At 35.0% G+C, this 24402-nt stretch carries 10 protein-coding genes; 3 read left to right on the forward strand and 7 right to left on the reverse strand.

All coding sequences use genetic code 11. The annotated features are described in order from the left end of the window. Positions 1-64: 64 nt before the first annotated feature. Both BLT80_RS03490 and BLT80_RS03495 read right to left on the reverse strand, forming a co-directional pair. On the reverse strand, positions 65-1477 hold the full coding sequence (locus BLT80_RS03490) for a DUF5689 domain-containing protein (RefSeq protein ID WP_092466188.1): 1413 nt from the start codon (positions 1475-1477) through the stop codon (positions 65-67). A gap of 78 nt (positions 1478-1555) precedes the next feature. Further along, entirely contained in the window at positions 1556-4348 is a 2793-nt protein-coding gene (locus BLT80_RS03495; RefSeq protein ID WP_092466189.1) for a carboxypeptidase regulatory-like domain-containing protein, read from the reverse strand. A 137-nt stretch (positions 4349-4485) separates the two neighbouring features. Between BLT80_RS03495 and BLT80_RS03500 the strand changes: the two genes are divergently transcribed. Beyond that, entirely contained in the window at positions 4486-5541 is a 1056-nt protein-coding gene (locus tag BLT80_RS03500; RefSeq protein WP_092466190.1) for an endonuclease/exonuclease/phosphatase family protein, read from the forward strand. A gap of 69 nt (positions 5542-5610) precedes the next feature. On the opposite strand, the gene BLT80_RS03505 is transcribed toward BLT80_RS03500, so the two are convergent. Continuing rightward, positions 5611-6051, reverse strand: coding sequence for a hypothetical protein (locus BLT80_RS03505; RefSeq protein WP_175455557.1), 441 nt, complete (start codon positions 6049-6051; stop codon positions 5611-5613). Between the two features lie 324 nt (positions 6052-6375). On the opposite strand from BLT80_RS03505, the gene BLT80_RS03510 reads away from it, so the two are divergent. Continuing rightward, positions 6376-8628 (forward strand): T9SS type B sorting domain-containing protein, encoded by a 2253-nt coding sequence (locus BLT80_RS03510; protein WP_092466192.1) that lies wholly within the window; start codon positions 6376-6378, stop codon positions 8626-8628. Positions 8629-8671: 43 nt separating this feature from the next. On the opposite strand, the gene pbpC is transcribed toward BLT80_RS03510, so the two are convergent. Further along, on the reverse strand, positions 8672-11023 hold the full coding sequence (pbpC, locus tag BLT80_RS03515) for a penicillin-binding protein 1C (protein ID WP_092466193.1): 2352 nt from the start codon (positions 11021-11023) through the stop codon (positions 8672-8674). Between the two features lie 146 nt (positions 11024-11169). Here pbpC and BLT80_RS03520 point away from each other — a divergent pair, with 146 nt between their 5' ends. Next, positions 11170-16995 carry a T9SS type B sorting domain-containing protein gene (locus tag BLT80_RS03520; RefSeq protein WP_092466194.1) on the forward strand — a complete coding sequence of 1942 codons (5826 nt, stop codon included), beginning with the start codon at positions 11170-11172 and terminating at the stop codon, positions 16993-16995. 8 nt (positions 16996-17003) lie between these two features. On the opposite strand, the gene BLT80_RS03525 is transcribed toward BLT80_RS03520, so the two are convergent. From BLT80_RS03525 to BLT80_RS03535, 3 genes are all read right to left on the reverse strand, one after another. Beyond that, complete coding sequence (locus tag BLT80_RS03525; RefSeq protein ID WP_092466195.1) at positions 17004-17339, reverse strand: antibiotic biosynthesis monooxygenase family protein; 336 nt, start codon at positions 17337-17339, stop codon at positions 17004-17006. A gap of 59 nt (positions 17340-17398) precedes the next feature. After that, on the reverse strand, positions 17399-18250 hold the full coding sequence (locus tag BLT80_RS03530; protein WP_092466196.1) for an SH3 domain-containing protein: 852 nt from the start codon (positions 18248-18250) through the stop codon (positions 17399-17401). Between the two features lie 367 nt (positions 18251-18617). Next, positions 18618-24191, reverse strand: a complete 5574-nt coding sequence (locus BLT80_RS03535; protein WP_092466197.1) for an Ig-like domain-containing alpha-2-macroglobulin family protein — start codon at positions 24189-24191, stop codon at positions 18618-18620. Between the last annotated feature and the right edge of the window lie 211 nt (positions 24192-24402).

Consider the following 24402-nt stretch of genomic DNA (forward strand, 5'->3'; position numbering starts at 1 on the left):
AAGGGTATAAAAAAATAAAACCTGCTAATTTATATCAGCAGGTTTTATTAATATAGTTGTATTCTTAATTTGCGATAATAGAAAGATCATCAATTTGATATGCTCCGTCTAAAGTTTCGTCATTACCAGAACCTACAACTTTAAATGCAACATATAATGTGCCAGTGTAAGATGATAAATCAATTAAACCAGACTCTACAAATTCATACCAAGAATTAGATTGCGTAGGTAGGTTTGCATTAACAGGAATCCAAGTTGCTCCAAGTACATCAGATCCATCATAGTCTGTAGAAACAAATACTTCTAAAGTATTAGCATCAGATTCTAAATGGTGCTGAGCCGCTTTAAAGTTTAAGAACTCATTATCCTGAGCGTCCATATCAAAACCTGGAGTGACTAACCAAGCGATATTATCGTCATTACCTGAGCCGAATGTACTGAATTCAGTATAACCATTTCCGCTAAACGTTTTCTCTCTCCAAATCCAAGAACCTGCTTCTGCAAAGTTAGTCCAGCCTGGTAAATCTAAATTTGTATTATTAGTAACAGATTCAAAGTCTTCAGAAAAAATAGTTGTAAAATCAGAAGGATCTAATAAAGAACATCTAGGCGCTTCCATCATAACATCATCAGTAGAGTTTAAAGCTAATATTAAGCTTGCTCCATCAAAAGTCTTGCTTACTACAGCCGTAATATTTCCGTTACCTTCTGGCAAAGGCTCATTTTTAAAACTTGAAAAACTACTAGTTTCTAATCTAAATTGCGTGTAGTTAAAACCATTACAGTCTTGTAAAATTCTTTGTGTATCGTATACTTGAATTGGATCAAAATAATTTAAACCTGCTAAATTATCAGCGAACTCTACATTTTGAACATTTACTAATACACCTACATGAGCGTTTGTAATTTCAGAAAACGATACCGTTAAAGGAGTGATTTCTTCAGTAACTGTAGATCTTAAAACTTTTTGTCTAATTTGAATTTCATTTAAACTTACTACTGTAGTACCGAATTGATCAGTTTCAACTCCACCACCAATTGTAGTTACTCCGTTTCCGACACGTTCTTCTCCAATATAAAGATCTTTTAAACCAATATAAACTTCTCTTCCTAAATTGAATTGGTTGTAAGTATCAACTTGGTTTAAAATCACTTTTAAGCCTGATGTTGGGTTCGTAGGACTATCTTGAATATAAAATTCTTTAAAGAAGTTTCCTGTTTGATCAGATGAGGATACATATCCTTTTACATAATCATTAGTATCTACTGGATCAATGAATTCTCCTCCTTGGTATAAGGCTTTAACTTCTGCAAAAGACAATTCATTTCCAGTTGCTAATAATTCTGTAAGAGCTTTATTTTCTTCGTTTCCTAAACTACTAGGTATTGTATAATCATCATCTTGTACACAAGATGTAATAGCCATAGACGCTATTAAGACTAACATTAATTTTAAAGATTTAATCGCTTTATTCATAACTTTTTTATTTATAATTATTGAATCTATGAAATTTGAACATTTCATAATTGTGATATTATTTATTAATTTTTCTTTTTAGAATCTTACGTTTACGTTAACAAAATAGTTAGCGCCACGTCCATACCAGTACTTAGAACCAAATCTAGGATTGCCATCAGCATTATCATCTCTAAGTTCTCTGTAGTTAGCATTTCTACCTTGCTCAAAACCACCTGTTTTGTAAACTTCATCTAAGATGTTACCAACACTAGCAAATAGACTAATGTAATAATCATCAACTTTCCAAGATTTACCACCAACAAGGTTAACAACCATATAGTCGCTAATTTTTTCTTGTTTTAATAAGTCTGTAGCTATATCTTCATCATAATCATTTATTGGTAATCCGTCTGAATCTAAATAGAAATTCTCTGTTCTTGTTAATGCATTTACATCAATATAAGCATTAGAGAAGAAGTTAGCGGTTGCGCCAAACCACCAGAAATCAGGATCTCTATATTCAAATCCAATAGAAGCAGCTCTTTGAGGTCCACCAGCAAGCTTATAATCTTTTAGATTAGCTTTTCCGTAATCAATAGAACCAGAACCATCTGCTGTTTCAAAACTAGCCGAAGTTAAATATAAATTAGGGTTGTTGTCGTAAGTATATTGACCAATAGAAGCAGCACCTTTCAACTTTATAGTTGGTGTTACTTGTGCTTCAATTCCTAATTCCATACCTAAATGGCTTTTGTCTATACCTTGTAAAACTTCTTGTACAAATGCAGATGTATCGTTATCTGCGATATCGTTACCACCACTTAAACCATCAGCATAATAAAAACCAACTTCGTTAGCATCTTCTATTTTGGTATAAAATCCTGTAACTTTAGCGTTAACTATTGGTGATCTAAATATGTAACTTGCATCTAAAGATGTTACTATTTCTTCACTGATATTATTTACGACAGAATGATTTTCTCTAGAGTTAGAGAACGTGTTACGTAAATTTGGTGCTCTAGTAAGGTAACCTCCATTAACATCAATTAAGTGTTTTCCTGTAATTTTATATGTGAATCCTGCTTTTGCACCAATGCCTGTAAAAGAAAGTTCTTCTCCTTTTCCGTAAGATGTTGGAGCTTCAGGTCCAAAAGTTTGATCTTCATCAAATCTACTATTTTCCCATAATCCTTCTCTTTGATATGTTGTGCTAGTAATATTAGCAGAAGCGTAGAAATCAAATTTGTTATACTTAAACTGTCCTTGTGCATAAGCTGAAATTACATCAGCGTATAAGTTATAGTTGTACCTGTATTTATCTCCTTCTTGTACTATTCTATCTTGATTACGGTTATCGTATTGATACCCGTCAAAAGAATCTACATTTAATAAACCAACATCAGAACCTAATAGATCTAAAACTTCTCCAAAGTTTTCTGATTTTAAGTTTTTGTAGTTTACCGCTCCATTAATAACGATGTTGTCATTAATTTCAGAAGTAAATATAGAATTAACCGTTAATTGCTTGTCGTCAGCTCTGTCTTCGTATAAAGCGTAAGCAGAAGTAATATCATTTATATTATTAGTAACATTGGCATCTATAATACGATTCCAATCTAATTGACCATCATTTATGAATTTTTGCTCTGCTAAATACGCACCCGCAAGATCATCTCTTTGCTCATGGTAGCTAGGTAATAGTTGGTAATAAGCAGCACTTGGGTTACCACCACCGCTATAATCTATTCTACTATTTCCTAATTTACCAAATTGGTAACCAACATTAGTATTTAATCTCGTTTTAGAAGAAATATCCCAATAATGATTCAACATAAAAATAGGCTCTTCAACTTCTTTTATACGAGAGTTACGTTGTTCACCATCTAAGCTTCCCCAATACTCATTGTATTTAATTCCTTTTAGGTCATAAATCTCTTGTGTGTTTGGTGAAGACTTCCCTCTTCTATTAGGTGTATAAACTGAAGTAAAGTTAATACTATGTTTATCATTTATTTTCTTTTCTACAGAAGCAAAAAATGAATTAGAGTCATATAATGTTCCATCTACAAAACCTTCTTCACCCCAACGTCTTCCTAACATAAGCGCATAAGACCATCCATCATCTAATAAACCAGATGCATAACTCGCCATTACTCGGTTAGTATAACTTCTATTTGAAGATGATAACGTAATTCTACCACCTTTTCTGTAAGAAGAAGCTCTAGTTATAATATTAGATGTTCCTAAAACACCACCAAAATTGTAGTCCGAAGGAGTAAGCCCAGTTGTTAAAACTTGGTTACGCATCATATCGTTTAATCCTCCCCAATTACTCCACTGTGGTCTTCCGTTGTAGAGTTTGTTCATTTCAATTCCGTTCATTAAAACAGAACCATTTTCAGAATCTAAACCTCTTACTTTAAAGAAAGAAGAACTAAATTCAAAAGCTGCAGTCCTTTGAAAAATATCTAATGATGAAGATAGTAACCCAGATATATTATCTGCACCACTAGTGTCATCATTTAACTCATCATCAGAAAGCGTAATCGTAAACATATCTTGTACGTCTGATACATCTATGTCTAAAATCATATCTGTAATGTCAACAGTTTTTCCTTCATTTACAATGATAGGATAACGTTTCGTGACATAGCCTTCTTTAGAAATCCTTAGGACCTGTTCTCCTAATGGCACATTGCTGGAAAAAATAAATTCACCGAAACCGTTTGTTAAAGCTGTTTGCTGGGTTTCTTCAATTGTAATAGTAACATCTGGAATTGGTTCCGAAGATGCAGCATCTTTTACACTACCTTTAATAATGGTGCTTTGTGCCACCATTGTAAAAGAGGAAAAAATCCCAAATAATAAAATAATTAAACTTTTTTTCATACCTAATTTTAAAGTTAATAATCTTTGTACATTAAATAAAAGTTATTTAAGGCTTGCAAATTTACATTATTTATAATAAATATCTACTTTTGGCTCAAGATTTGTAAAGTAATTAATGTTAACATAACATGCGTAAAATGAAAAATATAAAACAGCCTCTATTAGTCTTATTTCTTTTGGTATTTATAGGTATAAATGCTCAGGAAAAGAAAAAGTATAAAATACACACCGTAGCATTTTACAATTTAGAGAATTTATTTGACACCATAAATGATACTACCAAGTATGATGAGGCTAGTCCTATTATGGAATTAAATCAAGGTTTAAGAGCCGGGGCTTATAAGAAAAAAGTAAAAAATATGGCTAAGGTGGTTGCCGATATTGGTTATGAAGATACCAAAAATTCACCTGCGATTATTGGAGTTTCTGAAGTTGAAAACAGACAAGTGTTAGTAGATTTGGTTAATGATCCTCAACTATTGAGTAAAGATTATGGTATTGTTCATTTTGATTCTCCTGATAAAAGAGGAATTGACGTCGCTCTATTATACCAAAAAGCACTTTTTAAACCTATTGAAACAAGTTCTCATGAATTACTGATTTATGATGATTCTTCAAGAGAACGTGTATATACGAGAGATCAATTATTAGTTAGTGGTGAATTAGATGGTGATTTAATTCATATTATTGTTAATCACTGGCCATCTCGAAGTGGAGGCGAGGCAAGAAGTAGATTTAAACGTGTAGCAGCAGGAAAACTAAACAAACGTTTAATTGATTCTTTGCAATCTATTGATCCTTATGCTAAAATCATGACGATGGGAGATTTTAATGATAATCCTATTAATGATAGCATGAAAAAGGAATTAAAAACTGAAGCCGATAAAGAAGAGGTTAAGTTAAAAGGTATTTATAACCCTTATGAGAACCTATTTAAGAAAAAGGGCTTAGGAACAACGGGCTATAGAGATGCTTGGAGTTTATTTGATATGATTTTATTTACACAGCCTTTTTTAGAAAAGGATTATTCTTCATTTAGATTTTATAAAGCAGGAATTTTTAATAAGTCCTATTTAACTAATAAAGAAGGACGCTATAAAGATTATCCTTATCGTATGGTTGATGCTGGACTTTCGGGTGGTTATAGCGATCACTTTCCTGTATATATATACTTAGTTAAAGAATTAGAATAAGCGAAAATGTGAAACTAAAAAAAGCGTCTAAATAATATTAGACGCTTTTTTTATGTGTTATATTGAAATTTAAAACCAAAGATTCCATGGAATCATATATAAAACGCAAGCTAATGCTAGCGTGTAAAAAATAGCTAACAGCTTAAATTTTGGCTTAGAGGTCAATTTCTTTTTGTGCTTTGAGTAGCCTATAGTAACTAAAGCAACAGCAATGATCATTGTCAATGGATGCTCTATAATTAGATTTCTTAATCCTGAGTTTTTCATCACTTCTCCCATTCCACCAGCTTGCTCAATGACTGAAAAATAATCCTTGGTGAAATACAATACAATACCAATTAGTAATTGAATGTGCATTGTTATTAATGCGAATAATGAAATTCTAAAATCTTTTGCATCGAATTCCTTGTCACCAAAAAATTTAATAAGTGCGTTAAGTGTTGCCAGGATTAAAACTAATAAAACTAGATAAGCCCATTTTGAATGTATAAATTGAAGAGTTTCCATAATTAAAAATTTTTACGGTTGTAAAAATACACATTAGAACGGTTATGGATGATTATATCTATTTAATTATTTAGAGAGAAAGGATATTTTAAATTCTATAATCTTGCTGTTTTTAAGAAGAGTACCAATTATTAACATGGTGTTGTAACTGCAACCACATACAATTTTTTTGTTATTTCTCTCAGAAACAACTAATCTGACCTAATACAAACTATACATGAACTATACATGAGCTATACAAAAGGGGTTTTCACAACTATTACTCGATCTTATTTATATATTTGAACGTATACAATAATCTCTAATTTAACTAACTAAACAATTTTTATGAACGCGCTAAACAATCTCTCAAGTCTTAAAGTAATCATAATTTGTTGTGTTTTTTTCTTCTCAATACAAGCGCATTCTCAATTAGGTTTCTGTTCAGGAAATTCTGGAGATCCTATTTTTTCTGAAGATTTTGGAACGGGAACGGTAAATTCAGTACTTCTAGAAGGTACAACAACGTATTATTATACCGATGGATTTCCTGATGATGGTTTCTATACCCTTGGTAATGGGTCTTTTGGTAATGGTTTTGATTGGCACGAGGCTGAGGATCATACAGCTAATGATACGGATGGAAAGTTTCTAATGGTAAATGCGGGCTTTTCGGCGGGTGAGTTTTATAGAACAACAATTTCAGGATTATGTGAAACGACAACGTATGAGTTTTCTGCATGGTTGTTTAATTTGGTAAAGATTCCTGGATTTTGTCATGATTTAGGTATTGAAATTCCATTTAATGTTAGTTTTCAAATTTGGGATAGTACAGATACTAATTTATTAGCAAGTGGAGACACAGGGGATGTTTATGGTACACCAGATCCGTTATGGGAACAGTATGGTTTAGTATTTCAAACCTTAGCAAATCAAAATGAAGTCATTCTTAAAATGATCAACAATGGAGACGGTGGTTGTGGAAATGATTTAGCGATTGATGATATTCAGCTTAAAGCTTGTGGAGATTTCGTGGCTGTAACTGATGAACTAAATAATACCTCTGCTGACATTTGTAATAGTGATACACCATATGCATTAACCTTAACAGCGACGCCAGATTTTGCCGTATTTACTTCTCATTTTTATCAGTGGCAAGAAAGTAACGATGGTATTACTTGGACAGATATTGCAGGTGAAACAAACCAAACGCTTGTAGCTTCAGTAGCATCTTCTACATTTTACAGAACGAAGATTGCAGAGGTGGCAATTAATTTAGATAATGATCAATGTATTTTGTTGTCTGATATTTTTGAAATCACAGTAAATGCAAATCCAGATGCACCTACTAGTAGTGGAGATGTTCCTTTCATTTGTAATATAAGTGAAGCGTTAGTGTCTGTAACTGTACCATCAAATACAGAAGTAAATTGGTATGATAATGCTACAGGTGGTAATCTTTTACAAGCTAATAGTCTTAGTTATACAGCAACAGCGTTAGGAACATATTATGCTGAATCTGTAGATCTTACAACAGGATGTATTTCGATTTCAAGAACGGCTGTAAGCGCCATTAGTGAGTTGCCATTATCGCCTGTTAGCGATGGAGATGTAGACTTTAATTGTAGTCTAGATGAAGCTATTTTATCAGTTTCTGTTCCATCGGGAGTTACTGTAAATTGGTATGATAATGCTGTAGGAGGGAACCTTTTACAAGCAAATAGTTTTAGCTATACGGCAACAACATTAGGAACGTATTATGCTGAAGCGGTTGATGATACAACGGGTTGTATCTCTTCACCAAGAACAGCAGTAAGTGCAGTAAGTGCTTTACCGGCATCAGCAATTAGCGATGGGGATATAGATTTTAATTGTGATCTAAATGAAGCTATTTTATCAGTTTCCGCTACATCAGGAGTTACTGTAAATTGGTACGATAATGCGGTAGGTGGTAACCTTTTACTAAGTAACAGTCTTAGTTATACGGCGACTTTAGAAGGTACTTATTATGCGGAAACTGTAGATGCTATTACGGGCTGTGTTTCTAGTACTAGAGCTGCAGTGAGTACAAGTATATTTGCACCAAACGAACCAATGAGCGATGGAGATGTAGATTACGATTGTGCAATTAATGGAGCTGTATTGTCGGTTAGTGTACCTTCAGGTGTCATTGTAAATTGGTACAGTTCAGAAACAGGAGGTATCATATTACTTGCAAATAGTACAACGCTCACAGTAAGTGATCAAGAGGTATATTATGCAGAAGCCGTTAATGAACTTACAGGATGTACTTCAGATTTTAGAACTTCGGTAAGTATTTCTCTAGACTCGGGACCTCAGGATTGTTTTATACCTCAAGGTATATCTCCAGGAGTATCGCCTGGCCAAAACGACAACTTTGACCTAAGTAACTTTAGTGTTACAAAATTAGAAATCTATAACAGATATGGTACGTTAGTGTATTCTAAAAACAACTATAGTGACGAATGGGAGGGGCAAAGTAATAATGGTGATGAGCTACCTGTAGGGACTTATTTCTATACCATGGTTTATGATGGTGGCGCAAAAACTCAAAGTAGTTGGGTGTATATTAACAGATAGTAAAATAACGTTGCATTACCATTTCATAAGTAGAATCTGAATTTTATTCTGAAATGGTAATACGATGCTTTAGTTCATTTCCTAATTCATCTATGACTGTAATATAGTGTTCGCCAGGTGAAGGCAAAACGGCCATATCATGGATATCTTTTGTGTTTCCTATGTACTGCTCATCTATATACCAATACAATTCTAATTCAGGTTTAGAATGGGCTACTTTTAAAATTAGTTCATTGGTTTTACCATCAAATCCTTTAGGTAAATAAATGGTGCTTTGTTGGTTGGGGTAAATGAATTCCATACTGATCCCAGAAGATTCAGTACAATCTATTCTGAAAGGTGGCAATGGTTTATAGTACGGGTTTTGGGTTTTATAATAATAGGCTTGTAAAGGAGGAAGTATAAACCAAGGAGTATTAGTAATGCTTGAAACCGCTTCACAAGATGAATTGACCTGATAACGTTCCGAAGCATCCAAATGTACCAATTTATGAAACGGACAAGGTCCTGTTTTTTTGCCACTAGCTTGTATATAATTCATTTCTGTAGCATCACAAATCGAAGAGGCTCTATAGCCACTTTTTTTGCAGATGCTAACCTCTATCATTTCGTCGTATGGTTTAGCAAACCAATCGCCTTTGGGTAATAAATCAAAAATTTCAAACATAATTGGTGCTGCTGTTTGCACACCAACCAAGCCTGGTCGTCCTTCGCCATCGGCATTGCCTACCCAAACACCAACCACATAATCTTGTGTTGTGCCAATTGCCCATGCATCTCTAAACCCAAAACTGGTTCCGGTTTTCCATGCGATTTCTTGTGAAGAATCATAGTATTCCCAACTTTCATCACTTTCTGGTCGGTTCACTTGTTTCATGCTTTCAAAGGTCAGATAGATAGAAGCTGCATCAAAAACCGTTTTCTCAGATGTAAGCTTTCCGAAGTTGGCAGTTTGATTAGAATTATAAATAGGTTGAGAAAATTCATTTGTAAAATACCGACTAGAATTAGAATTAAAATGATTTAAAGTCGAGGCCATTGCGGCATAACTTTTACACAAATCCCAAAGGTTACTTTCTGCGCCTCCAAGTATCAAAGACAATCCGTAATGATTGGCATTGTATTTTAAATCTTTAAGTTGAAGTGCTTTGAGGTAATGATAAAAACGGTCGAGCCCAAACTCTTGAAGCATGCGCACCATAGGAACATTCAATGATCGCGATAAGGCGTCATTAGCATGTACAGCTCCGTCGTAAGTTTTGTTGTAATTCTCAGGTTGGTAACTACCAAATTGTGTGGGTACATCTGCCACCAAAGTATTTGGTAATAAATCGCCAGCATCTAACATGGCAGCATATAAAAAGGGTTTTAAAATACTCCCAGTGCTTCTCGGCTTGTCAATAATATCGACACTGTTTTGATGTGTTTTGTCTGTTGGCGAATTTCCAATATAAGTGAGTACTTCTCTTGTTTTTACATCTAAAACTAAAACGGAAAGATTATGAATTTCATTTTGCTTCAATAAATCATGATGTTGTTTTACAATCGCGTTAGCTTGTTCCTGTAAGTCGATTTTTATACTGGTTTTAACACGTTCTCCTCTATTCGTTTTGGCTATTTTCTGTAATAAATGTGGAGCTATTTGAGGCAATGGATACGGTTTTTGAGGGAGGCCTTCAGCGATAGATAACTCATAAGTTAACTTATCTATAGTTTCATTGTCGTAGAGTTTTTTCAACAAGCGATTGCGCTTATCTAATAATAGTTTCTGATTTCTACCAGGATAAATTAAACTTGGTGCGTTTGGTAAAACCGCTAAAGTGGCACTTTCTGCCCAAGATAAATGTGAAGCATTTCGATTAAAGTAACGCCAAGATGCGGCTTCAATACCTACTACATTGCCACCAAATGGAGCATAGCTAGCATAAAGGTTTAAAATGTCATCTTTAGACAATCTAAATTCTAAACGTGTCGCCAGAATAAGTTCTTTAAATTTTTCAAAATAGGTGCGCGATTGTCCTTGTCGAGATAATCGAATGACTTGTTGTGTTAATGTACTTCCTCCGCGTTTAACTTCACCAGAACTTAAATTACTTTTTAAAGCTTTAAATATTGAAACCGGATTAAATCCAGGATGGTTGTAAAAATATTCATCTTCAAACTGAAGAATACAAATTTTAAATTTTTCTGGAACACTATCGTTTTTCGGAAATCTCCATTGACCATCTTGTGCAATTAAGGCTCCTAGAAGTTCATTTGACCGACTTGTAATAACTGTTGCCTTCGGATTTTTAAATAATTCTTTTGGCAAACACAGATAATAGGCAATTAAAAGCACTAAAATCACTAAAGATTTAATCCTATTGCGTTTAAAAAAATTAAATGACCTATACATAGACTATACAAATACGGTTTTCACAATTTTAACCCTAAAAATTGAGGATTATTGAACAAACTTATATATATATTTGAAACGTGCGAAACAATTTATTCAATCTTAAAATAATCATAATTTTTTGTATTTCTTTTTTTACAAAAGAGATGCATGCGCAATTGGGATTCTGTACAGGAAATTCTGGTGATCCAATATTCACAGAAGATTTTGGAACAGGTACGAGTTATACTCCACAATTACCAGTTGGCACAACGACTTATACATTTGTTGGATTCCCTGGACCTCAAGATGGTCAATATACTATTGGACCGCAAACATCTCATTATGGTTGGAGTATGCCGAGTGATCATACCGATGACACTAACGGAAAGGCGTTAATTGTAAATGCTAGTTTTACTACAGGAGAATTTTACACCACACCTATAGATGGTTTATGTGAAAATACAACTTACGAATTTTCATCATGGTTAATGAACATATTACCGCTTTCAGGATGCGGTGGTAATGGAATACCTGTAAATGTACAGTTTGAAATTTGGGATGATACCGATACTAATTTATTAGCTTCAGGTGATACAGGTAATATATATAGTTCTTCAGTACCAACTTGGGAGCAGTATGGATTGGTTTTTCAAACCTTACCAGGTCAAACTTCGGTTATACTCAAAATGATTAATAATGGAGCTGGTGGTTGTGGTAATGATTTAGCTATTGATGATATTGTATTTAAAAGTTGTGGAGATTTAATTGCTGTTGAGGATAGTAGTAATAATAATTCGGCTTCCATTTGTAATTCAGAAACACCGTATTCAGATATTATTACAGCAATACCAGATTTTACAGTGTTTAGTGATCATTTTTATCAATGGCAAGTCAGTACTGATGGTGTAAGTTGGACTGATGTTACCGGTGAAACGAATGCTTCTATTTCTATCTCAGGAATTACAACGAAAACTTATTACCGAACTAAAGTTGCAGAATTTGCAGCCAATTTAGATAATTCTGATTGTATTACATTTTCAGATGTATATGAAATAACTATTAATCCAAATCCTGTAGCTCCTATTAGTAATGGAGATATTGACTTCGATTGTATTAGTAACCAAGCAATGTTATCTGTTGCAGCGGTAAGTGGAATAACTATTAATTGGTATGATGCAGCTGTTGGCGGTACTTTGGTGCAATCAGATTCTGAAACCTATACGGCAACCGCGCCAGGAATTTACTATGCGGAAGCTGTTGATGCAGTAACAGGATGTGCGTCTATAACAAGAGCTCCTGTTAATGCTTCTGGAGCGACTTTTCCTGCAACTCCAATTAGTTATGGTGATGTTGAATTTAGTTGTACAACTAATGACGCAACGCTTTCCGTTACAGTTTCTAATTTGATGGTTGTAAATTGGTATGATGCCGCAACGGGCGGTAATTTATTACAATCCGATAGTGTTACATATGTTGCCACAGCGGAAGGAACCTATTATGCCGAGGCTGTGAATACAGTAACGGGATGTGTCTCGTTAACAAGAGTTGGTGTTACGACATCTACGGTTTTACCAGATGAACCCATTAGTGATGGTGATGCTAATTCAGGTTGTAATTCAGTTGAAGCCACATTATCTGTAACAGTCCCAAGTGGAGTTATTGTAGATTGGTATGATGCAGCAACTGCAGGGAACTTATTAATGTCTAATAGTACAACCTTAGTTGTTAATGCATCCGGAACCTATTATGCACAAGCGACAAACCCAATTACAGGTTGTGTTTCAGCAACGAGAACAGCTGTAAATGGAGATATTTTAACCCAAGACGATGCTACGTTTAATGTAACGGCGACATGTGATGGAGTTACTTCAACTATATCAGGCACCACAGGCGGAACGTTTGTTTTTAATCCAATTCCTACAGATGGAGCAATTATAGATTCTGCAACAGGAACAGTGACTAATGGAACATCAGGAGCGAGTTATACGATAGAATATACAACATCAGGAGGATGTCCTGATACAAGTGTGGAAACATTTAATGTCATAGCTGCAGATGATGCCTCATTTATAATCAGTCCTACATGTGATGGAGGAGTATCTACGATAACAGGAGATACAGGAGGTAGTTTCTCTCTTAACCCAATGCCATCGGATGGAGCTTCTGTTGACGCAAACACAGGTCTTATAATTGGAGGTGCCTCAGATGCAACTTATACTCTTGAATATACAACAAGTGGTATTTGTCCTTCAACAAGTACGCAATCAGTTACAGTGTATTCAGCTGTAACACCTATCGCACCAACGCCATTAGAAGTTTGTGACGATGGTACACCAGATGGACTTACAGCAATAGATTTAAGTTTAAAAAATGCAGAAATCACAGGAAGCAATCCTAACTATTCTATAAATTATTACGAGACGTTAGCAGAAGCTGAAGCGGAAACAAATGTATTGCCAATACTTTATACTAACACTAGCAACGGTCAAATTATCTTTGCTAAAGTTAAGGATGTCAATACAGGTTGCTATGCAATTACAACTTTAGAATTATTAGTGCAACAAGCACCAATTGCTAATACTCCACAAGCTTTAATATATTGTGACCCAGATAATGATGGTTATGGTTTGTTTACGCTTACGGATGTCAATGATGAAATCACTGGAGGTGTTACTTCAGGTCTCACTGTAACGTATCACGAGACACAGATCAATGCTGATATTGGTGTGGATGCTATAGACACTACGGTAAGCTATAATAATATTGTGCAAAATGCTCAAATCCTTTATGTAAGAGTAGAAAGTTCAACTATAGCTACAGACTGTGCGACTATAATTTTGTTAGAGTTAATCGTAGAGCCAACACCGCAGCTCATTGATCCAACAGCATTACAGGAATGTGACGATATTTCTGCTGACGGTTATGCTACTTTTGATTTAACAAGTAAATCAGATGAGATATTAAACGGTCAAGATCCAACGCAATATATCTTGAGCTATTATGAAACAGAGGCAAATGCAATAGATAACATTAGCCCAATAGCAAATCCATTAGCATACATCAATACAGATGATTTTAACCAAATAATTTGGATCCGCGTAGAAGACAATACAACGGTAAAAGGCTGTTATAAAATAACAAGTTTAGAGTTAATCGTTAACCCATTGCCCGTATTAGTAACATCAGCACCATTAGAATTATGTGATGTTAATAATTCAGGAGATGAACAAGAGAGTTTTATTTTAGAGGATGTAAATGACGATATACTTAATGGTCAAACAGGTATAACACTAACACATTATGAGACACAATTAGATGCAGACAATGCGACCAACCCAATTGTAAGTCCGTATGTTAACACAAGCAATCCACAAACCATTTTTGTGAGAGCACAAAATGATATTACAGGTTGTTACAATACAAGTACATTAACCCTTAGAGTAAATCCAATACCAACACCAGAACCAAACCCAGATCCTATAGAAGTATGTGATGTTGACAATGACGGTTTTGGGGAATTCGATTTAGAAATCCGTACTGTAGAAATTACAAATGGTGAATCTGATGTGATAATTACGTATCACGAAACACAGAATGATGCAGAGACGGGAAGCAATGCTATTGTTGGCTTGTATAATAATATTGTTGCTCATAATCAATTAATATATGTACGTTCAGAGAATACATTAACAGGTTGTTATAGTCTCACTCAGAATGCGCTTGAGCTTATTGTAAATCCAGCACCAGAAGTGCCCGTAAATTTAGAAGCATATACAATCTGTGATAGTAATAATGATGGTTTAGCTCAATTTGATCTCACGACTAAAGATGAAGAAATCCTTAATGGTCAAAATCCACTAAATGTGATTTTAACCTATCATATAAGTGCTGTCAATGCTGAAACGGGAACGAATCCAATCATCAATATAGCTAACTATACCAACAATGGTAATCCACAAACCATTTATGTGCGCCTATACGATCCTATTACAGGATGTTATGATACAGGGCTATTTGAATTGGTTGTTGCATTACCACCAGAAGCGATACAACCGACGCAATTAAGTGAATGTGATGACTTAGGTGAGGTGCCTGGTGATGAAATCACTGCATTTGACCTTACAATAAAAAACGCAGAAATTACAGGTGGAAACGGTAGTTGGTCAGTAGACTATTATGAAACGAATGCAGATGCGCAAGCTCAAGAGAATGCGATATCAGACCCAACAAATTATAACAATAGGTCTGTAAATGGACAAGTAGCAAATCCACAGACACTTTATGCAGTGGTGACCGATACTAATACGGGTTGTGTAGATTTTGTAACTTTAACAATAAGAGTATTACCTAATCCAACTCCTACAGAAAGCAGTTTATTACCCAATATAGAATTGTGTGATGACATCAATACGGGAGATGGCGTAGAGCTATTTGATCTCACGGAAAACGAAATCCTAATCCGAAATGGAGAAGCTGGAGTTACTGTAACATATTATGAGAGTGCAGATGATGCTAATTCCGGAACAAATGCAATACCAGATCCAACGCAATACACAAATATAGAAGCTTCAGAGCAAGAAATTTATGTTAGGGTGACTAAGGATGCTACAGGTTGCTATGCTTTAGTAGATTTTACTATTGTAGTGCATCCACTACCAACAGTGGTTGCGGTAACCGACTTTATACAATGTGAATTATTCACCGATGGCTTTGATAATTTTGACTTAACGACTAAAGACGAAGACGTATTAAACGGTCAAGACCCAACGCAGTTTATAGTAACTTACCATGAAAACCTAGGGGATGCCGAGGCAGGAATTAATGGAATTGCCGGTTTATATACCAATCTTAGTAATCCACAACAAATCTTTGTAACCATCACTAACACTATTACGGGTTGTTCAATCAGCATACAAAGTTTTAATATTGAAGTACAAGAAGCAGCTCAGGCTAATCCGAATATGATTCCTATTGTTTACGAAACATGTGATGACAATATGGAAACTGATGGTGATACAACTAACGATAGTACGCAATTTGATCTTACAACAAGAGATGCTGAAGTGTTAGACGGGCAAGATCCATTGAATTATATCGTGACGTATTTCGCGACACAAGAAGAGGCGGACTTAAATGTAAACCCATTACCAACATTGTATGAAAATAGCGTTAATCCACAAGTGATTTATGCAAGAGTAGATAATGACACATCAATCTGTTATGAAGTGGCCGCATTAACGTTACAAGTAAATCCATTACCAGAGTTTAATTTAGAAGAGAATTATACATTGTGTTTAAATACGAATGGGTCCGAGATTTTAGAGCCATTAGTAATTGACACAGGTTTGTCTACAGCAGATTATAGTTTTATATGGACTTATGAAGGTGCGCTTATAAGCCACACAGGATCTAGTATTATGCCAACTGAAGGCGGAACTTATGCTGTATATATAACGAATATAGTCACAGGTTGTGAAAATGAAGATTCGACACTAGTGATAGAAAGTGAACCACCAAGTTTAACTATTGAACTAGTAACACAAGCCTTTGCCGATAATCATGTTTTAGAAGCTTTAGCTATAGGAATTGGTGTTTACGAATATAGTTTAGATGGTGGGCCTTGGCAAGATGAAGGAACATTTACGAACGTATCAGCTGGAGACCATGAAATCACGGCAAGAGATAAGAATGGCTGTGGATTAACAGTAACATCAAAGTTTATTATCGATTACCCGCTGTATTTTACTCCAAATGGAGATGGTAATAATGAGACTTGGAATATTGAAGGTATTGGTAGTAATGCTATAATTTACATATTTGACCGTTACGGCAAGTTATTAAAGCAACTAAGTCCGGATGGAGAGGGTTGGAACGGAACCTTCAACGGTAATGCTTTACCAACAAGCGACTATTGGTTTACAGTAGAGTACGACGAGCCTAGTAGTGGTGTTCGTAAAGAGTTTAGAGCTCACTTTGCTTTAAAACGATAAATAGATTTTTAATCTAGCTTAAATTCATATTCTCTTTCAACTTTACAGATCCTCACATTATACCAATTGTACCATTGTTCGCGTCCTTTTTGTTGCGCGAGTAAATGCTCAGTATTAGCTTTCCAACTTTTAATGGCTTCTATGCTTTCCCAATAACTTACAGTAATACCGACTGCTCCACTGCGCGTAGTCGAAGTGTCATTACTACCAGAATCGATACCTAAATAACCTTCGTGTTGTTTGGCTAGGTTTTCCATTGTTTCTGCCATTTCGGAATAGCCTTCAGTGACTTCTGATTGCGTTGAGGTGAAAATAACAGCGTAGTAGGGTTTAAAATTATTCATGATTTTTAAAAATTAAACCTAACAGGTTATTGAAACCTGTCAGGTTTTGTTATTTCTGGTTAACAGCCTTTAGGCATATCAAATTCTATGATTTTTTCAGTGATATTATCTTCAAAATCGGTCAAAATGATTTTAAGAAAAACACGATTTGTTGCAACTCCAATAGGATAATCCTTCACGTTTTTTATCGTCTTAAAATAGTCTAACCAGTCTGCTCCACATTGGTCAATAACTTCAGTTTTTAAATCCTCAACGGAAGTGTCAATAAATTGTTTCCAATCATTTTCAGAGTACGCTAACGTTTCAAAAGTGTTAGATCTCGTTTGTTTTAATGGCTTCCATTCCGAATCAAAATGTTTCCAGTCATTGGCATCACATTTCTTATCGACGCTCATAAACGAAATGCTATTTTCATAACGCTGAAAAATACTCACATGCTTATAATCATTATCAACTAAAACAATTTGTTTTTTTTCAGGTGACGCTCCTAAATCGACATGGATTGTTGTAGAGTCGGTTTGTTTTAAGTTATGAAGTCTTTTAGAATCACTTGTGGCTAAATTCTTTATTTCAACATTCAATTGGTCTAAATCTAATCGAATGGTTTTAGAAATTTTTGTTGAAGACAAATAGCCATTAAATACATAGCCAATATGGTTTCGAGTTTCAACTTTTACCCATTCTCCACTTACTTTTTTTCCACCATCGAGCACGACTAATTTTTTATCTGTTTTTTCAAGTACTCCAATGGCCTCACCATAGGCTAATTTGCTTAGCATTTTGCCACTTACATCGGGCTGGTCTCTAAGGGATAATCCGCTTTCTGCTGCTACGTAAGCATTTTGTTGTGCTGTTACTAATGCGACAGTGAAGAGCATTCCGATCGCTAAAATCTGCTTTAAATTTCTCATAATTTTGTGATTTAAGGTTAAACATTTTTAGCGGTTTTGTTTCTAGGATTCTTGCCTTCCGGACGGCGAGTATTTAGTTTATTTACTCATCCTGCAAGGTCTTTTTTTTTTTTTTTTTGACCTTGTAGGTATTAATTTTCTAGGTTGGTTAATTAGACCTACAAGGTTTTTGAAACCTTGGAGGTCTGGAATGAGATTGCTGCTTTCGTCAGTATTAGCTATTTCTCAAAAGTCATCCATTAAAGTGAAAGATCTATATGATAAATCTGTTTTTTGTAATTGTTAAAAACACCCCTAAAGTCCCCTCAAGGGGACAATCTACCTATTCAACTTCAACTTCAATTTCAATTTCGAATTCAATTTCTTTTTACTTCTCAACAGTAATCCATTCTCCTTTGTTTCTCACCAAATAATCATTATCATACATGGCTTCAGCTTGTGAGCCTGGTAAATAATAGGTGCCTAAGTAAGAGGCATTCAGCAATACGGTAAACGTTTTGGTACCATGTTTGCCTTTAGGATTCATGTCGAAATAGAAATTCACTCTGTCATCTCTAATATCTGTGTATCTCGCTTGACTTACTGTGGTATCTCCAAAAGCTGTAAATCTTGTATTGACAATATCCCAACCTGAAGGGAAAATCTGCGTTAAAGCCACATCGTGTACATAGTCATTAGTTAAGTTTGATATACTTACCGTCGCTACAAAATCTTGTCCTTGTTGAAGCGTTTTAATATCAATTTTGTTGCCTTGTAAATCTTTGTATACAGTTGAAATAGTAAAGCCACGTTGTTCTGCTAATTCTTCGCCTAATTTCAATTTACCAGAATTTAGTACTCGCACATAAACCAAATTGTCTTTGGCGTTGTTAATCGTAATTTGATTGCTACCATCAGTAATAGGAATACTGCGTTGCGCAATGGCGTTTTTAGTGTCTATAGTTTCTGATTTACCATTAATACTATAAGTCAGTTTTAAATCTTTACCTCCATTTTTAACCACCATTTTCCCCATGGCTAATAAACTATAAGCAGTCGTTTGTGTACTCATCCAATTATCGCTTGATAAATCTTTAGCAATAGTTTTTGCTAAATCTCTAGCTTTAGGGTTGCCCGTAATAATCATCGTTTCTAAAGCCATAGCTCTATTTCGATCTACTGAACCATAGGTGTAATAATTAGATTTAGACGGTTGGAAATTGATGTTTGCTGTTTTAGAAATCGCATCACTCGCTTCTTGTTGTCCTGCTAAAGCATAAGCTGCTGCTAATCTCCATTTGGCTTCATTAGATAGTTCTTCAAACTCACGCAATCTATTCATGCTTGCTAAATCTGGGCTACCAGCTAAAGCTAAGGTGTATAAACGATAGGCTTGTGCCAAATCGGAATGATAAACACGATAGCTAGGTCTCCAATTTCTAGACGCTTGTTGTTGGTAAGCAATCCAGTTGCTCTTAAACGTTAATGGCAATAAAAAGCCTTTTTTCTCAGCTTCAATCATAAAGTGACCAGCATAACTTGTACTCCAATCATTAGCGGTGTTTTCTCCCATCCAATAGCTCATGCCTCCATTAGGTTGTTGGAAATTACCTAAACGTTTAATACCACTTTCAATATTACTTTGCACTTCTTTTTTCTTCTGAGCCGTTAAATCAAATATATCAGCTAAGAATAGTTGCGGGAACACACCAGATGTGGTTTGTTCTAAACATCCATGCGGATAGCGAACTAAATATTGCAATCTACCTGTAAAGTCCATTGGTGGCAAGGTTGAAAATTCTACCGTTGCTGAATTTGTTCCTACAACACCAAAGGTTGTGATATCTATTGTTTGTTTGGCATTTGCCTCTAATTCATTATCAATAACACGCGATGTAAACGGATTAGGATTCTCTACGTCAATTTCAACTTTATAGGTTGATTTTTCTCCGTTTCCTGTGGCGATGACTTCAATGGTATTGATGCCTTTTGCTTTGGTAACGTCCAATTCAAAATACACCATTTTTTCATCTGGTTTATCGAATTTTAGCGATTGTGAAGCGTCACCTTTTACGACAATACCATCACTTAATTTTAAGGTTAGATTGACGTTTTTCACTTTATCTTCCATGGCAAAAACCGTCACAGGAAGTGTTACTTTTTCACCAGGACTCAATTTGCGTGGTAAAGTTGCTAATACCATTAATGGTTTTTTAACTTGAACCGATTTCTCGGCACTTCCATAAGCTTCTGTGGCATTATTACCTGCTACAACCATGGCTCTAACCGCGCCAATATAATTTGGCATTTTTAGCTGATGCGTTTTTGTTTGTCCTTTATCTAAAAGGAAAGGCCCTAAATACGTCACCACAGGTTTAAAACGGTTGGCTTTCTTGTTTTTTCCAGCAGCAGCACTGCCATCTCCTCCGATAGCGAAGACTTGGTCAATACTTCCAGAATACGCTCCAATAACATCATCAAAAATATCCCAAGTTTTTACGCCTAAAGCTTCACGTGCATAAAAACTATCCCAAGCATTTGGGGTTTTAAAACGCGTTAAATCTAACAAGCCTTCTTCTACAACGGCAATACTATAGGTCATAGATTTGTTGTTCTTTTCAGATACTTTTATCTCGTAAGATTGCTCTGGCTGAATCACATCTGGCATTTTAATTTGTGGCTCTAATTTTGTCGAAGGATCCTCAACCATCATAGGAATCACACCATACAAACGAATTGGTAAATCGTTAGATGTAATAGCATGCGGTTGTAGTAACGAAATATTAATAAACACGTTTGGTGCCATTTCGGAAGTTACAGGAATATCAATAGTGGTTTCGCCTGGCTTGGTTTTTACCCATTGGTGTTGTAGCACTTCTGAACCATTTTCTATACTTACTAAAGCACGACCTTCAGATCCTGAAGGGAAGGTTAATTTTGCCGTGTCACCAACATTATATTTTTCTTTATCGGTTGAAAACACTAACATTTTAGCCGCTTCCTTATCGTTTGAAGGATTTGTAGACCACCAATTTTTATAGAAATACGCCGTTCTTCCTGTGGCATGTCCGCTTACAGGATCTACCACTCTAATTAAGTAGCGTCCACGTTCGTCTTCTGGGATTTTTAGTTTGAAATTCGCTTTTCCGTTGGCATCTGTATTCACAGAAAAGGATTGCACAGGTCTGTGGTAATTGCTCGATACGTAACTCGATAAGTTATCGTAAGAGGAATTCCACCACCAGCGCCATTCAACTTTATAAACTTTTACTTCTAGATTTTTACGTTGAATAGGTTGTCCTTCAGCTGTAACTGTAGCCACATCAAATGTGTGGTTTTCATCTGTAAAGAATGAACCATAATTGTTACCTTTTGGTGATTGTAACCCAACAAAACTTTCGTAAGGTGCATACGGCATGGTGAAAGCATCTAGTGAAAAATCACCTCCGTTTTCAAACGCTCTCACTAAAAATTGAGCGGTTAACATACCAGGTGCATTTTTACCAATATTCAATTTTGAATTGATAGTTGCATTTCCGTTGGCATCTAAATTACCTTCAAAAACATTGGTTTCTTCAGAATCGAATGTTCGTGTAGGATCGTTAAAAACGTAATCTTTATAGCCTTTAAAACTTGTATAAGTTGATGTGAATTTTGCTTTTATTTCAGCTTTTAAGTTCTTTGCTGGCGCACCATGTAACCACATCACATTTAAATCTCCTTGAAGTGGCTTGTCGTTGGTTAAAATATCATTTTCAAAATCGATTTTAATTTTTAATCGGTTTGGTTTTACGGTTTCAATTTTTAAACCTTTAGAAAATGTTGCTCCTCCAACAGAAACCTTCGCATTATAATTTCCGGTTTTATAGTCTGTTGAGGTTGGTACTGTGAAATCATAGAAATTATTAAGGTTATCTATAGAGATTTTTCTGTACACCAATTTTCCAACAGGATCTGTGATTTCTAATTTCACAGGATGACGCTTTGGTAGTTTGTTTGCAATGTCATTCAACATAAACGTTAAAAACAAACTATCTCCTGGCCGCCAAACACCACGTTCTGCGTAGATGTAGCCTTTAAGTCCACGTTGTAATCGGTTACCAGACACATCAAATTTACTCAGCGATAAGGACATACCATCGTGTAATTTAATATAACTCACATTACTACCTTTAGTCGCAATTGCGAAAGCAGCTCTGTGTTTAGCATCGATTTTTATAATACCATCTTTATTGGTAATGCCATTTGCTAATTCTTGTTGTTGGTAATTGTATAGTGTGACTTTTGCAGCACTTTCTGGACTAGTTGATAGAATATTCGTTATCGCAAATAGATAAGTATTATCCGCTCCTTGTTTTGCAATAATTCCAAGATCTGAACTAATTAAATTCTGTGACACCACACGATTGCCGTAATTAAAATAAGAGTCCGTACAAGGATTGTCTCTATCTCTCCAGCGGTAATTGGTATTTCGGTAGCTATAGGTTAAATTGTCCCAATAGCGTTCTTCTCGTAAGTCCTCTTGTTCCTCAGTACTTTCTTCAGAAGCGTAGTAATCTTCCTCGTAATAATCGTCGTAGTAATCATCTTCATCAATGCTGGTCGTTTCGGCGTTTGATGAACAATCATAGAGGGAATAGTCTTTTTTGAAGCTTAATTCTACTCTGTAAATGGCACCAGGATCTGCTTTAAGGTATTTTGATAAATCAATACTGTAAGCTTTCCATTTTCCGGTGTTTTGATTTTCTTCTTGAATTAAAGTGATGGTTTCCTTTGCAATGCGTCGACCTACTTTTTTAATAGCATATTGGTCACCACTATTAAGGTTGTAATCTTGTAAAAATTGAAGAACGTTATCTTCAAATATTTTAATGATTCTGACATCGACTTTACTCAAGTTAACGGCTTCAAAATTGAATTTCAATTCTTTTGAATTTGGAAGAATACTTCCGTTGCTAACAAGTCGGACTTCAGGTTTTAATTCTTCAAAAGTTACCAATTCTGAAAACGGTGTTTTTAATTTGAAACCATCGGTGTTTTTAATGCCTTTAAAGACATCGACTTGGATATCTCCAACCAATTTAGTGTCTGGATACACTCTTAGTACATTACCATCAACAATATATTTTGGGTTTTTAACACCTTGAAGCGATACCAATCCGGCAAAATTTTGCTGCTTTACTAAAGGATCTGAAAAGTTAAGTGATAAGAATTGTTCTGGACTCTGAACAACTTCTGTCGTTACAATCGTAAAATTATTTTTTCCAGGAATAGTAATAAAGTTTTCGCCTTTATTGTCCGCTTTTATGGCAGAGCCATCCCATGCGATATCAATTTTACTGTCTTCAACTAAACGGTTGATACTGTCTATTTTAAACTCGAAGAATTTTGAAGTTTCATTAGCTTCATTCCATACTAAGTTTAAAGATTTTGAGTTCTGATCAGCAGTGACTAATTTTTTAGCCTCATTAAGTGAAATCACGTCAGCCGATTGTAATTGCGCAAACATATACTGCCATTCCTTACTATACGATTGTAGGTTTTGAGTGGTAATATTAAAGCTTGGTGTGATGGTTTTAAATTGAAACGTATAATCTTCAAAATCTTTTGGTATAGTATTATAAATTTCACCCAATTTAACGTTTACGGTATATTCTGTAGCAGGTTCTAAAGGTTCATCTGGTGTAAACAAAAGCGTATGATTGTTCATGGCTTTTAATTGTCCTTGAACGTGAGGTGTTAATTTGATAAGTTCTGTTGGTAAGGTTTTATCGATTTCCCATCCGCTTACTGTATCTGAAAGCGTAATTTTTATAGGATCTGCAACAGATACCAATCCAGAAGTGGTGTAACTAATATAGTCTCTGAATTTAAAAATGTTATCCGTTTCAACAGGTTTCTTTTTGCAAGAACATACAAATGCTAGAATTAGGAGTAGAACGAGGTGCTTTTTGATGTTCATGTTGTTGATGGATTTAAGTAAAAGATTCGATTATCAAGCAAAGGTAAGTGCTTTCTTGTTAAATAAGTACGGTTAAATTTTTAGTTTTAGACGTAGGTGAATTGTTAAATTGGTCTTAAAGTTAAGAATTATACTCAAATGAGTTAATGAAATTGGGGTAGATTGTTTATGTGAAATTAGATTGTTTTGTCAATCCTGCTCATAGAGAAAT

Source organism: Winogradskyella thalassocola, from assembly GCF_900099995.1.
Lineage (GTDB): Bacteria > Bacteroidota > Bacteroidia > Flavobacteriales > Flavobacteriaceae > Winogradskyella > Winogradskyella thalassocola.